The following is a 12,823-nucleotide window of genomic DNA, read 5'->3' as shown; positions in this document are numbered from 1 at the left end:
GTCGAAATTTAAAAAGGTCTGAAATTTGGCCGGCTGATCAGTGGTGAAAACGACCAGGGCACCGAGCTCAAAATAACCAGCAGGGCTACAGTAAACCATATAGCCATTGTTTTGAACTTTTCATGGTCAGTTGTTTTTCGTTTGGCTTTGGCAGAGCCAATAGTGACGATGGTTATTCCTATGAGCATCATGGTGATATGTTCCATACCAAAAAAACGGATTGCCCGTTCATGCATGGCTGTGCTAAAGTGACTTAAGAAATAAGCCACTATAGGACTGATGAAGTAAAGCCAAAGGCCCAAAACAAGCTGGATATGGGCAATGGTGGCCGTCCAATGCCTTATAGCATTATCCACACGGGTAAAACGCTTTTTCGAAAGCCAGCCGTAGTAAGCAAAAAAAATTGCCGATAGTAAACTGGTTAACACCAGCCAGCGAACCAAAGAATGCAGTGCTAATAAAGTTGGGTACATTTCTATTATTGATTATGATTCATCCACGCAGCGAAGGTAAAATAAAACATACCATTTAGTATGTTTTTTAGATAAAAAATTATTTCAGGGTATTCAGATAATTTTTTAACTCCTTTAAATAAGGTAAATAAACCGTTTTGTCATTCTCCAATTTCCCAAAATTGCGGATGCCCCAGTACCCGGATACAACAAACAGCGTGACTTGTTTGGCGTTCACGTCTTTGCGTACAATGCCGTTTTGCTGTCCTTTTTCAATAGCAGCTGTCATCGCTTTCGTCCATTCCTGGGTGAGCTCAGCCAGCGCTTTGCTAAAGTCAATATTCCAGGGCGTCATTTCCTGCGTAAAATTGGCCACAGGGCAACCGTATTCCACTTTCAAAAATTCATTTTTCAGGAGCAGATCATACATGAGATTATAAATAACTACTATTGGATCCTGCTCTTTTTGCAATGGTTCAAGAAAACTGGTGGCGAGTGCAGGCTTCAAAATTTCGTTGATAATGGCCAGCCCCATCTCCTCTTTGTTTTTGAAATGGTAAAAGAAGGCTCCTTTGGTTACCTGTGTAGTGGCAATAATGTGGTCAATACTGGTAGTCTGATAACCGTTGACGTAAATGAGTTCAAAAGCCTTTTGTAGAATATTTAACCGGGTTGCCGCTGCTTTTTTCATAAAAGATACTGGTTAGTATTTTTACAAAGGACGTAAAATTTTAGGTATGCAAAGCAACGTGAACCGTATTGGTCAAAAAGAGGCGTTACAGATGTCTTAGGTACTGTGCATTGGCATCTGACTGGAAACTACATTCCGCATTGAAACCAGGGTGTGGCAGTGTGTAGTTAATTAGCTATTAATCGATTTAATTACTCTTGCCGGGATTCCGCCAACAACAGTATTGTCAGGAACGTCTTTAGATACCACTGCACCTGCGGCTACGATGGAATTTTCACCTACAGTAACTCCGGGCAGTATAGTACAATTTGCTCCCAGCCAGGCATTTCTTTTAATAAGGATTGGCTTGGTAATTAATGCCCGCCTGTCAGTTGGGTCAGTAGGATGATTTTCGGTAACCAGGTTAACCCTTGGCCCGATGAGCACATGGTCTTCAATAGTTATCCCTCCCATATCGAGGAATGAGCAGGCGTGGTTGATAAAAACATTTTTGCCTATGCTAATGAACTTGCCGAAATTGGTATAGAAAGGTGCAAATACAGTTGTAGTCTCGTCTATATAGTTACCCGTAATCTCGGTAAGTAACTGGCGTATTTGCTGGGTATCCGCTGCCGAATTAAGTTGAGCAGAAAGGCGTATAGTACGGTTTACAATTTCATCGATCTTCGGAAATTCAGGATCGTTTAACCGAATCAGCTCTCCTGATCTTAGCCTTGTAAAAATTGTTGGTTGTTCCATTGATAATTTATTTAGCAAATAAGAAATTGGTGGTAAAATTCTAAGATACAAAGTTCGCGACAGATGGCCGTAACCACCTTATACAGGTTACTGTTTTATTTACCAGTTTTACCGGTACTCTCGCGTTGGTGTAAAGCAAATGGCTCTCTGCGTACTGTCTGCTTAACTTAGGGGTTCAATTCCCTTAATACTACCCTTCAATGACACATGGAGTCGTTTTTTGAAGTAGTCATAGGTTATAGCATAATAATCTGAATCTTCCGCTGTTCAGCAGCAAAAAAATAAAAAAAAATATGCGCAGTTGATTAACTGCATTTATATTTGCAGTCAATCAACTGCAAGTTAATATGAGACGAGATGTTTTCCAAGCCATTGCCGACCCTACGCGCAGGGCTATTTTAGGTTTGCTGGCAATGGGGGCTATGACGCCCAATGCTGTCGCAGAGCACTTTGACAGTGCCAGGCAGACAATATCAAAGCATATCCAGATTCTAACCGAATGTGAAGTGCTGATACAGAAAAAGACCGGCAGAGAAATATATTATCACTTTAACCCCGAAAAAATGAAAGAGATTGATATTTGGCTGGAACGCCTCCGCAAGATGTGGGAAGACAGCTTTGATCAGTTAGATAACCTTTTAAAAGACTTATAAAAACTAAACAATCATGACAAACAATTTTGTGTTCGAAAAAGACATTGCCGCTAAAAAGATTCACGTAGTACGCGAATTTAACGCGCCGATTGAAAAAGTATGGAAAGCCTGGACAGACCCAGACCTGCTTCAAAAATGGTGGGGGCCGAAACCCTGGGTAGCCATAACCAAATCAATGGATTTTACGGTAGGCGGCGTTTGGCTGTATTCCATGGTAGGTCCGGATGGACAGAAGCACTGGAGCCATGTACAGTTTACCGCTATTGAAAATGGCAGCCGTTTCGCTGCGGATACCACCTTCTGTGATGAAAATGGTACCATAGCGCCCGGCGCACCGATTGGGCACTGGGACAACAAATTTGTAGCAGCAGGCGATAAAACAAAAGTGGTAATTGATATTAACTTCGATGATGAATCAGCCATAAAAATGATGGTAGAAATGGGCTTTCAAGGTGGCTTTACCATGGGTCTTAACCAATTGGAAGAATTGTTGGCTATTTAAAAACTATCGCCATGAGAAAATTAAAATTACAGGTACACATGTCAATTGATGGTTTTGTAGGCGGACCCAATGGCGAAAATGACTGGGTATTTCTGGCCGGGCCGGACGAAGCAGGTTTTCAGAAAATAATTGACCTGGCCGACAGTAGCGATACCCTTCTGCTGGGGCGCAAGCTGGCCCCGGAATTTGTCCCTTACTGGGAAAATATGGCTGATAACATGCCCGACCACCCGGCATATCCTTTGGCAAAACTGATCGTAAATATGCGCAAGATCGTTTTCAGCAAAACAGAAACAGCCATCGCAGGTAAAAATGTGGAGGTGGAAAACGGCGACCTTACCACTGCAGTACAGGCACTGAAAGAACAACCGGGCAAGGATATCCTGGTTTATGGCGGCGCCAATTTTGTAAGCTCACTTATCAGCATTAACCTTATTGATGAATATTATATCATCATTAGCCCCGTGGCCATTGGTGCTGGCCTGTCTATTTTTAAGGAGAGAAAAATACTGAAATTAGAAAGTTCAACCACTTACAAAAATGGAAAAATAGTGAATAAATACCTGCCGGCATAGGCCGAAAAGCCCGACTATATTCTAAGAATTTCGTTAGGAAATAATTAAAACGGCCGCTAAAAGGAAAAGCCCTCTACAACTTTGTAAAGGGCTTTATTAAATTTCCATAAAAAAACTTAAGGCGGCTTTTAATTTAACCAGACTGGGTTTTTCGAACAAATTATTTTCTAAAAGTCAAATTCTATATCTCAATATATAATTGAAATATAGGCGCGAATTTTAACAAAAAAACGAAATAGCAAACATTGTTTTAAGGCTACCTGACTTATAGTCGACTTTCCTTCGCAGCTGAACTAAAATCCAGCAATTTTTATTTTACAGCATAGTCATGTTGTTGTTTGGTTAAATAAATGATCGCATTGTCATATTTCAGCTGATAGAAATTACCTGATAAATTATTTTCTCGGCCTAAGTCTTTCATGAATGCCGAAAATTTAACATCCAACCACCCGTATGCTGTAGGGAATGTATATGAATGAATTTTACTTTTGGATAAATATTGTAGTTTTAAGCCGTGATTTACTTTGGTTTGGACAATTTTCGTAGGATTAAATGCTCCATGCGTGATTTTGGCAAGATGAATTAACAGGTTACTATACGGATGAGGTGGACCCGTTAGGGCATCATGTAAATTGTAAATGACGCCAGGAAAATTAGACAATAGATTACTGGTCGAAAATGGATCAGCCGTTTGAGCGTCATCAATTTCTTTAGTGACTTCCGTGTTTGAAAGGTGGGCAAAAAGGCCCATCTTACTCCATCCGGCTATGGTGCTGTCTATCTTTGACGATGTTAAAGTGCTATCATAACCGTCCATGCTTACAAGCATATAAGACATGACTGGCTCCTTCATGAATACATCACCCTGATCATTTTTTAAAGCGATAATGGCAAACCGCCTGGTATCTTCGTTAGCAGCAGTATGGCTAAACATAATACTGTGTAAGCGATATAGTGATTGCTGATCCGTCAAAACTTTGTTGAAGATGCGATAAAAATCTTCGACAAAAATATCCTTAGGGGTAATTTTGCCCTGCGGGTTTCTGTAATTATTAATTGGAAGGCTGATATGTTTATAGATACGCCCGTTACAAGTTAAACTCACTTTAAATCGGACTCCAGATGTCGAAAATGAAATATCCGGCACTTCGGTATAGTTAAAATTAGTAAAATCAAGATCCGGTAATATTGAGGCAATGTCGCGATGCATCTGCTCCAGCCAAACATTTGGATCATCAGGATACTTTGCCATATCAAAAACCCGATCATACTTGCAATAATCATTTAACTGAGAAGCCGATTCTATTTTGCCATTGTTGATATCATCCTTTAATCGCAAAAAAGATGAATCGTTAACGATACCGTTTTTGTGCAGTTCTTCTGCAATCGGTAGCAACCTTGTTGGTGCCAGCCACTCCAGGCGTGAACTCATTTCTGTCAAACTGCCTATCATTTGCAGTTCAACTACATAATGGCCACTGTCTATACTTTTTAATGCGTAAGTATAAACCCTATCGGTAAGTAAGCCCGCCTTTTTAATCTTTTCCAACAACATGCGAAGTGACATATTGATGCTATCCTGGCTTTTTTTATTGAAGTGTTGATTACTATAAGAATAAAAAATGCCGGTTCTATGTGGGTTTATATGAAATGTTTTTTGAAGAATTATATTTTCCAGTCCTCCGAGGATCGCAACACGATAATTAGCACGGCCTTTATCTTTGAGATATCTGAGCTCCTTCTCCATTATACGACGCCCTTTGGTCGTTATAATTCCGTATTTGATAAGGCTGTCAATCGCACCGGGTGGCGACTGCCCATAGACCTTGTTAAACAAAGTACAGAAAATGATTAGGATGATAAGGCAGCGTTTCATAGCACAATAAAGATAAAACATCATTATTGAACTTTATCAAAATTTCGCTTTAGTTCCGCATTAAAAAAACAAAGCGTAAAAGCTCATTATTTGTACTGGCCATACGGCTCGAATCAAAAAAAATAAAAAAATGTGTGTGTGTGTGTGAAATGTGTGAGAAACAAAAAACCCAACTCGCCAGAGTTGGGTTAAATCATTCATTTATGGCTCCTGAGCCTGGACTCGAACCAGGGACCCTCTGATTAACAGTCTATGGGAGGCACTTTTCGATGTTTTGTTTTTTATTTAAATACTTATATATCAGCGATTTATAAAAATAGCATTTTGTGATATTTTGCTGTTTTTTGCCATTTTTTGCCCATTTGTGTGAGAAATGTGTGAGAGTAAAATTGGCGATTTTGTGGGAAATTTGCTTAATTTCGCATATTCTAAAAAATTTGTGTGAGAGAAATAGGCATTTTACCTAATTTTAATGAAAATGGCAGTAAAAGTTAACTTATATTTAGATGAACGGAAGGTTGAAACCGGTAAAAAAGCACCTGTAAAAATCAGGTTATATATCTCTCGTACCGATATCAGGCACTATCCTACAGACATCCACCTGACGGCTCAACAATTCCAACAATCATACTTAACAGAAAAACCTAAAAAGGCTTTTCAGGAAGTGAAAATATCGTTAGGTGCGATAGAGGCTCGGGCGAATAAGATCATTACCAAAATGGACGGCGTATTTATTCTTGATAAATTTGAGCGCGAAATGTTTCGCTCTCAAGCCAACACTACAGATGTTTGCGCGTACTATCAGGATTACATAGATGAATTGACTAGATATGGCCGTGCAGGCACAGCTTCCAATTACCGTTTAAGCTTAAAATCATTGCTTGAATTTGCCGGCAAGGATAATCACCCCGCGTCAAGCCTTTCCTTCTCCCGTGTTACGGTTGATTTTTTAAATAGGTATGAAAATTGGATGGTAGCTGCCGACAAATCCAAAACTACTGTAGGTATATACTTACGTCCATTACGGGCTATCTTCAATAAAGCTATGGAAGAAGGCAGTATACCTACTGAACTGTATCCTTTCAAAAAATACAAAATACCTACAGGCCAAAACATAAAGAAGGCATTAAGTAAAGAGGAATTAAAAAAATTATATAACGCCCCAGTCGAGCCAGGCAGTCCGAAAGAAAAAGCAAGGGACTTTTGGTTTTTTAGTTACCAGTGTAATGGTATGAATTTCCGTGACATTGCAGAATTGAAGTATAAAAACATTAACAAAAAGTCTATTTCATTTTTGCGACATAAAACGCTTCATACCACTAAAGACAAGCCCAAGCCCATTATTATTCCTTTAACAGAAACGATTAAAGCAGTAATAGAACGCTACGGTACCCGTCCTTTTCTGCCTGACAATTATGTATTTCCGATATTAACTAAAAAGATGGATGAGGCGGAGAAGTTAAGGGTAAACCAAAACTTTATTCGGTTTGTCAACCAGCATATTCAAAAACTGGCGAAGGATCTGGAATTGGATGCGGATATATCTACCTATTACGCACGGCATTCTTTTACAACGGCTGCTATCCGTAATGGTGCTAAAATGGAGTTGATACAGGAGAGTTTAGGCCACCGTAGTTTGAACACCACCCAAAATTACTGGGCAGGTTTTGAGGATAACGTAAAGCAGGAAATAGCTGATAAACTAATGGATTTTGGATAGGATCTTCGTCATTTGGAAAAGCACCCAGCTCTGCACTTAGCAATTGAATTTCTATTCAGTGACCGATAAAGATTAACTATGGCGCTAAAAAGAGCTATAAAATGCACTTTGGACCCGTGGTCAATTACAAACTATAAAATTTCAGTATAAAGTGCATTTAAATACACTTTATACTGAAAAAATAGAAATTTATAGTATTTTTGTTGCAAATAGAGCATTATAATGCACTTTGAGGAAATAATAAGAACAATTAAATTGCGCAGGGAATCTCTACAGGTTACCCAGGAAACGCTCGCGCAACTATCAGGAGTAGGCCTTAGAACGTTAAAACAGTTTGAAAGTGGTAAAGGCAATCCCACTTTAATGACGCTGCAAAAACTCGGCGATACATTAGGTCTGGAACTCAGTATGACTATAAAGAATAAACCAGATATTCGATGAGAAAAGCCAAAGTATTATTTAAGGAGCAAGAAGCCGGCATATTGGAGCAGCTTGATAATGGTTTTTTTACGTTTCAGTATCATCCTTCTTGGATTGGCGATGGTAGCAAGCCAGGCATTAGCCTCACTTTACCAAAAACGGAAAAGGTTTACGAGTCTGAATTTCTCTTTCCGTTTTTTTATAACATGCTTCCGGAAGGATCGAATAAACAGGTGGTCTGCAAGCTCAATAGAATTGATCAGACTGATTATTTCGGACTTTTATTAACAACCGCAAAAAACGATACCATAGGTGCAGTAACTGTACTTAAAGCAGAAGATAATGAGTAACCTGCCAGAAATAAAATATTGCCCGGGCACATTGGCACCCGGCTATGATACTTATAGCCGGACTTGTCTTAACCGGGTTTTTAATGGAAAAAAAGTAAATCATATTTTACTTTATGATTCTCCTGCTTCAAACCCGGAGACGGATGAGCTATTTGAGGAAAACCAGAGGCGGATGTCTATCTCTGGTGTACAGGAAAAGTTTTCCGTGTTGTTAGAAAAAAACAGACTAAGGCTTATCAATGAGGGTGAACGAGGAACCTATATATTAAAGCCGATTCCAAACGCTGGCAGAAAATCTGACCAAATGCCCGCTAATGAACATTTAACCATGCAAATTGCCCGCCAGGTGTATGGCATAGAAACTGCTGAAAATGCATTGATATTTTTTAAGAACGGGCAGCCTGCTTATATTACTAAACGTTTTGATGTAACGAAAGAAGGAGAAAAACTGGCACAGGACGATTTTGCGTCGCTTGCAGGAAGAACGCCCCAGACTCACGGAGAACACTATAAGTACCTCGGAAACTACTTAGATCTTTTTAAGATTATGGAGCAATACGTCCCTGCATATAAACTGGAAGCACCAAAATTATTGAAATTATTAATGTTCAATTATTTGTTTTCAAACGGAGACGCCCACTTCAAAAACTTTTCGCTGTTGGAAACCCCGATGGGAGATTACCGCCTAAGTCCGGCTTATGACCTGCTTAACAGCCGCATACATATTAAAGACAATGACTTTGCACTTGATGACGGCTTATTACCAAAGAACCTCGCACAAGGTAAGATTAGGCACCAGTTTGCAGGACTGGCTGAGCAATCAGGCATAAGCGAAAAAGTATTTGAAGGAATAGCCCAATCAATGATTTCAGAATCAACAACTGTCGAAAAACTTACATTAGCTTCTTTCCTTGACGAAACAACCCAAAGGAATTATTTACAATCGTACCAAGCCAGGCTCAAACAGCTGATGAAGGATTAGTCTTGAATATCTTGAATTGAAGATAGTTAGATTACGACAATTCTTTTGAATACACCACCCCATATTTACCGCTTAAGCAACCAACAGCGCGAGCCGGGTAAATAGTCAAGGCCGGGCCACCGCTGAAAAGAAAAACACAATGGCCCGCTCCGCATGGCCTTTACTTTTTATCACGGCGGTGGGCTATCTTCGCGAGTGTGGTGAATATGGAAACCTTGCAGGTCTACCGAAAAACATGGTATTATAAATAGCCTTATCTACTGCAATTGTTTTATAATTGATCTGAAATTTTCTAGCCCTGCTTCCAAATTTTCCAGAATATCATTGGCCAATACATCAGGATCAGGCAAGTTATCCAGATCAGCTAATGATTTGTCTTTTAGCCATGTTATATCTAAGCTTGTTTTATCACGGCTAACAATTTCTTCGTAGCTGAATTTTCTCCAACGTCCTTCGGGATTGGTTTCGGCATTGAATGTTTCTTTCCGAGTATGTCGATTCCCCGGTTGATAACAATTTATAAAACCCTGTAGATCATCAATTTTTAGCGGGTTCTTTTTAAGCGTATGGTGTACATTAGTACGATAGTCATAATACCATATCTCTTTTGTCCAAGGATCTTTTGCAGAGGGTTTGGCATCGAAGAAAACCACATTTGCCTTAACACCATTTGCATAAAATATTCCCGTAGGCAAACGTAGGATAGTATGTAAATCTGTAGTTTCCAATATCTTTTTACGTACTAATTCTCCTGCTCCACCTTCGAACAAAACGTTATCAGGTAATACAACTGCTGCCATGCCGGTTGTTTTAAGCATGGTGCGTATATGTTGCACAAAATTAAGTTGCTTGTTACTCGTGGTGGCAAAGAAATCTTGACGGTTATAAGTTAAGTCTTCTTTTTCCTGCTCCCCTTCTTCATTGGTAAACGTTTGACTGCTTTTTTTACCAAAAGGCGGGTTAGCCAACACATAATCGTAGGTAATACTGCTCTGGGCTATCAAGGCATCCGCTGGCGAAATATTGTTATCGCTGTCAATATCTCCAATGTTGTGTAAAAACAAGTTCATAAGAGCCATACGCCGTGTGCCTGCTACAATCTCATTACCGTAAAAGGTGCTATATTTTAGGAACTGCTTTTGTTCCTTATCAAGCTTGTAGTTTTTGTCGTTTGCAATAAAGTCGTAGGCTGATAAAAAGAAACCGCCGGTTCCACATGCTGGATCAGCAATAGTTTTACCCGGCTCTGGGCGAATACACGCCACCATCGCGCTGATTAGTGCGCGGGGAGTAAAGTACTGCCCCGCACCGCTTTTAGTGTCCTCAGCGTTTTTTTCCAGCAATCCTTCATATATATCCCCTTTAACATCTGTATCCATCATCACCCAATTTTCACGATGGATCATGTCGATAAGCTTATAAAGCTTAGCTGGGTCTTGAATTTTATTTTGGCTCTTAGTAAATATTTGCCCTAATACCCCTTTTTGTTGCCCTAATTCACGTAAAAGGATAGCGTAATGTAGTTCAAGTTCTGCACCTCGTTTTGACGTTAAGCTATCCCACTGATATTCTTTAGGTATAGGTAGTGGTCGGTTATAAGGCGGCTTACTATACTCATCAGCCATTTTTAAAAATAGTAAAAAAGTTAGCTGTTCTAAATAATCCTGATAACTCATCCCGTCATCACGTAATGTGTTGCAGAAAGACCAGACTTTGGATATGATTGCTGATGAGGTCATTAGTTCCAAACTATTTTTATAATTTCAAATAAAAGCTTATGTCTCTCTTCTAATTCGTCTGGCCCAAATTCAGTCATAGGTCTAAAATTTAAATTGTATGAATTTATCATTCGTTTAAAATCCAATTTAGATTTATATGTGTCTTCCCTCAACGTTTCATTCCAGTAAAGTGTATTTGCATATGATTTTAACTTCTTTTTATAACTTTCATTATTACTGGAAATATTATCAGAGCCTTTTAACAGCAATAGTCCTCCAAGTCGGTTACGTTCTCGTTCAAAAAGCTCTTCGTCATTATTAAACAATTCATAATTTTCATCATTATAGGATAAAACATGCTCAATATGAAAACCATTTTTCCATCCTGTATTTTGAATTAAATCGTACAATGAATGCTTCATGTTCATATTAGTATTGTCCGCAATAAATTTTTCGATTCTTGCAAAGAAATATCTTTTAAAGCGCTTTTCAAGTTCAATACCAGTGTCTTTAAAATAACCATAACTTAATACATTTTCAACACTTACTCCACGAACTTCAGATAATTGTTGAAGCAAACTCTTATTAAATGAAAGCTCAATTTCAGATAGTGGTTTATTTCGGATTTCCGCGCTTATTTTGTAAACTTCCGTTGAAAATGAGTTGCTACTGTAACTCCTTTGAAGCTGGAGCAAGCAGAACGTTTTATCTAATAGTTTACTAATTAGATGGATTTTTTGATCTTCTTCGGGATCGTTTAACGAGCAAGCAGATAGGATGAGTAGAAACTCAGTATTCATATCTGTTAAATTATTGTAAAATACGTAAGGCTGGCTCTCGTCAAAGTATTTATAATAATGTGATATTTTGTAATATAGCTCGGTATAATAAACAAAATCATTTAGCAAAAATTTCTTAACTCCTTTTGGGTTGTGTTTAAGTTGCAGAGTTTTATCGTACTCATCTTCAAACATTACTCGGTGGTAATCCTTGTCAAATTTTTGAGCTGTTCCCCGTGTGTCTGCTAACTTTGCTTTCAAAAAATAAATAAAAAAATCATCTATTTCATCTTCGGCAAATTCGTTTAGCTTTTTGACCTGATTTTCCCATATATCATTGAATTTCAAGGCTATTAGTTCATCTTTTTCGATTTGTCCTAATAATTTACCCTTTAAAATTTCATAAGGTTTCAACTTTACGCCGCGATCATTAATGACCTCGAAAACCATTGGAACCTCGGTCTGCTCAACGCTTAGATTTATTAGCACAATTCTTGATAGAAAGAAAAAAATAAATGATTCAAGTTTATGTGTGTCATTTGAAAACTCTCCATCCATCCATTTAGATATAATTTGAAAGTTTTCCACCATATTTTGAGCAGTTAGACCGCTTGAAACGTCGATTTTATCCGATTCGACATTGTCAAACAAACCTTGCATAGCAACTTTATGAGCCTCATGATTCATCCAAAATTCCTTTTTAAAACCAGAATGACCTACTATTTTATTTTTGACCCAATCAGCCAATGGCGATTTATAATCCTCGGCTAAATGCTTTATCTTAATCAAAATAAGAGTTATTGTAGTTAGTCTTTGTTGACCATCCACAATATAAATCTTGCCGTCAACCAAGTTCGTTACGTATGTATTTAGATAATACCAGGAATATTTGGCTATCAGTTGATCCAGCGAAATGTCAGAATCTTTAAATTTTTTATATTCCTCATTAAATTTATAAAAAACATCTTCCAACAACCTTTTCACAGGTTCATCATTCCATTTGTATTGACGTTGATAGAAATCTATATAATACGTGGTATTTGAAAAGACTCTGTCAATATTTTGCTTATCAGGAGCTATATCCATAGTTAAGAGTTGGTTGTTTTTAAATTTATTATCGATGTAAATCCCAGCTTTTTCAAATATGCTTGGGCGGCGGTGGTATTAAAGATTTTTGGATCTGGATCTAATTCAAAATGATTAACATAAACATTGGCCCATGAAATTAGTAATTTACAGGGATATGGTTTTTCTTCATAAATCATTACATATTTTTCTGCATCACGATGAATAGGCACACCTTCATTAATTATTCTAATAATTGCTTGAAAAATGTGTTCCCGGCGAATATTATCTGGAATTGCCAT

At 38.3% G+C, this 12,823-nt stretch carries 14 protein-coding genes; 7 read left to right on the top strand and 7 right to left on the bottom strand.

Annotated features, from left to right (window positions below):
• Positions 1-8: 8 nt before the first annotated feature.
• From AC1D0K_RS19715 to AC1D0K_RS19705, 3 genes are all read right to left on the bottom strand, one after another.
• The gene (locus AC1D0K_RS19715) at positions 9-473 is read right to left on the bottom strand and encodes a hypothetical protein (protein ID WP_295716096.1); all 465 of its coding nucleotides are present in this window, start codon (positions 471-473) and stop codon (positions 9-11) included.
• A gap of 79 nt (positions 474-552) precedes the next feature.
• Positions 553-1,143, bottom strand: a complete 591-nt coding sequence (locus AC1D0K_RS19710) for a TetR/AcrR family transcriptional regulator (protein ID WP_477394491.1) — start codon at positions 1,141-1,143, stop codon at positions 553-555.
• A gap of 171 nt (positions 1,144-1,314) precedes the next feature.
• Positions 1,315-1,881: a sugar O-acetyltransferase gene (locus AC1D0K_RS19705; RefSeq protein ID WP_477442362.1), complete on the bottom strand. Its 567-nt coding sequence runs from the start codon at positions 1,879-1,881 to the stop codon at positions 1,315-1,317.
• A gap of 347 nt (positions 1,882-2,228) precedes the next feature.
• Between AC1D0K_RS19705 and AC1D0K_RS19700 the strand changes: the two genes are divergently transcribed.
• From AC1D0K_RS19700 to AC1D0K_RS19690, 3 genes are read left to right on the top strand one after another with little or no spacing between them, the layout of a single operon-like run.
• Positions 2,229-2,534 (top strand): ArsR/SmtB family transcription factor, encoded by a 306-nt coding sequence (locus AC1D0K_RS19700; RefSeq protein ID WP_295716086.1) that lies wholly within the window; start codon positions 2,229-2,231, stop codon positions 2,532-2,534.
• 13 nt (positions 2,535-2,547) lie between these two features.
• Entirely contained in the window at positions 2,548-3,036 is a 489-nt protein-coding gene (locus tag AC1D0K_RS19695) for an SRPBCC family protein (RefSeq protein WP_295716085.1), read from the top strand.
• An 11-nt stretch (positions 3,037-3,047) separates the two neighbouring features.
• Positions 3,048-3,611, top strand: a complete 564-nt coding sequence (locus AC1D0K_RS19690; RefSeq protein ID WP_477398723.1) for a dihydrofolate reductase family protein — start codon at positions 3,048-3,050, stop codon at positions 3,609-3,611.
• A 310-nt stretch (positions 3,612-3,921) separates the two neighbouring features.
• Here AC1D0K_RS19690 and AC1D0K_RS19685 read toward each other — a convergent pair whose 3' ends face one another.
• Entirely contained in the window at positions 3,922-5,511 is a 1,590-nt protein-coding gene (locus tag AC1D0K_RS19685; RefSeq protein ID WP_477398721.1) for a hypothetical protein, read from the bottom strand.
• Between the two features lie 448 nt (positions 5,512-5,959).
• Between AC1D0K_RS19685 and AC1D0K_RS19680 the strand changes: the two genes are divergently transcribed.
• From AC1D0K_RS19680 to AC1D0K_RS19665, 4 genes are all read left to right on the top strand, one after another.
• Positions 5,960-7,207: a tyrosine-type recombinase/integrase gene (locus tag AC1D0K_RS19680; RefSeq protein WP_477398719.1), complete on the top strand. Its 1,248-nt coding sequence runs from the start codon at positions 5,960-5,962 to the stop codon at positions 7,205-7,207.
• Between the two features lie 222 nt (positions 7,208-7,429).
• Positions 7,430-7,648 carry a helix-turn-helix domain-containing protein gene (locus AC1D0K_RS19675; protein WP_121196151.1) on the top strand — a complete coding sequence of 73 codons (219 nt, stop codon included), beginning with the start codon at positions 7,430-7,432 and terminating at the stop codon, positions 7,646-7,648.
• Entirely contained in the window at positions 7,645-7,977 is a 333-nt protein-coding gene (locus AC1D0K_RS19670; protein ID WP_477398717.1) for a HipA N-terminal domain-containing protein, read from the top strand. Before AC1D0K_RS19675 ends, AC1D0K_RS19670 begins: the two co-directional genes overlap by 4 nt.
• Complete coding sequence (locus tag AC1D0K_RS19665) at positions 7,970-8,959, top strand: type II toxin-antitoxin system HipA family toxin (RefSeq protein ID WP_477398715.1); 990 nt, start codon at positions 7,970-7,972, stop codon at positions 8,957-8,959. Before AC1D0K_RS19670 ends, AC1D0K_RS19665 begins: the two co-directional genes overlap by 8 nt.
• Positions 8,960-9,216: 257 nt before the next feature.
• On the opposite strand, the gene AC1D0K_RS19660 is transcribed toward AC1D0K_RS19665, so the two are convergent.
• Genes AC1D0K_RS19660 through AC1D0K_RS19650 form a run of 3 tightly spaced genes read right to left on the bottom strand, consistent with a single transcriptional unit; the run spans position 9,217 to position 12,823 of the window.
• A complete protein-coding gene (locus AC1D0K_RS19660; protein WP_477398713.1) occupies positions 9,217-10,698 on the bottom strand; it encodes a class I SAM-dependent DNA methyltransferase in 1,482 nt (493 codons plus the stop codon).
• Positions 10,698-12,542, bottom strand: a complete 1,845-nt coding sequence (locus AC1D0K_RS19655; protein WP_477398711.1) for a DUF262 domain-containing protein — start codon at positions 12,540-12,542, stop codon at positions 10,698-10,700. The genes AC1D0K_RS19660 and AC1D0K_RS19655 overlap by 1 nt, the downstream gene beginning before the upstream one ends.
• Before the next feature lie 2 nt (positions 12,543-12,544).
• A complete protein-coding gene (locus AC1D0K_RS19650) occupies positions 12,545-12,823 on the bottom strand; it encodes a hypothetical protein (RefSeq protein ID WP_477398709.1) in 279 nt (92 codons plus the stop codon).

This window comes from Mucilaginibacter sp. P1_A3 (assembly GCF_056406855.1).
This window is presented reverse-complemented; position numbering and strand designations above follow the sequence as displayed.

Bases quoted from the DNA above. Each gene is read 5' to 3' on its own strand.
- AC1D0K_RS19700 (WP_295716086.1), top strand. From the start codon at position 2,229: ATGAGACGAGATGTTTTCCAAGCCATTGCCGACCCTACGCGCAGGGCT.
- AC1D0K_RS19660 (WP_477398713.1), bottom strand. From the start codon at position 10,698: ATGACCTCATCAGCAATCATATCCAAAGTCTGGTCTTTCTGCAACACA.
- AC1D0K_RS19690 (WP_477398723.1), top strand. From the start codon at position 3,048: ATGAGAAAATTAAAATTACAGGTACACATGTCAATTGATGGTTTTGTA.
- AC1D0K_RS19680 (WP_477398719.1), top strand. From the start codon at position 5,960: ATGAAAATGGCAGTAAAAGTTAACTTATATTTAGATGAACGGAAGGTT.
- AC1D0K_RS19665 (WP_477398715.1), top strand. From the start codon at position 7,970: ATGAGTAACCTGCCAGAAATAAAATATTGCCCGGGCACATTGGCACCC.
- AC1D0K_RS19710 (WP_477394491.1), bottom strand. From the start codon at position 1,143: ATGAAAAAAGCAGCGGCAACCCGGTTAAATATTCTACAAAAGGCTTTT.
- AC1D0K_RS19715 (WP_295716096.1), bottom strand. From the start codon at position 473: ATGTACCCAACTTTATTAGCACTGCATTCTTTGGTTCGCTGGCTGGTG.
- AC1D0K_RS19675 (WP_121196151.1), top strand. From the start codon at position 7,430: ATGCACTTTGAGGAAATAATAAGAACAATTAAATTGCGCAGGGAATCT.
- AC1D0K_RS19670 (WP_477398717.1), top strand. From the start codon at position 7,645: ATGAGAAAAGCCAAAGTATTATTTAAGGAGCAAGAAGCCGGCATATTG.
- AC1D0K_RS19650 (WP_477398709.1), bottom strand. From the start codon at position 12,823: ATGGCAATTCCAGATAATATTCGCCGGGAACACATTTTTCAAGCAATT.
- AC1D0K_RS19705 (WP_477442362.1), bottom strand. From the start codon at position 1,881: ATGGAACAACCAACAATTTTTACAAGGCTAAGATCAGGAGAGCTGATT.
- AC1D0K_RS19685 (WP_477398721.1), bottom strand. From the start codon at position 5,511: ATGATGTTTTATCTTTATTGTGCTATGAAACGCTGCCTTATCATCCTA.
- AC1D0K_RS19695 (WP_295716085.1), top strand. From the start codon at position 2,548: ATGACAAACAATTTTGTGTTCGAAAAAGACATTGCCGCTAAAAAGATT.
- AC1D0K_RS19655 (WP_477398711.1), bottom strand. From the start codon at position 12,542: ATGGATATAGCTCCTGATAAGCAAAATATTGACAGAGTCTTTTCAAAT.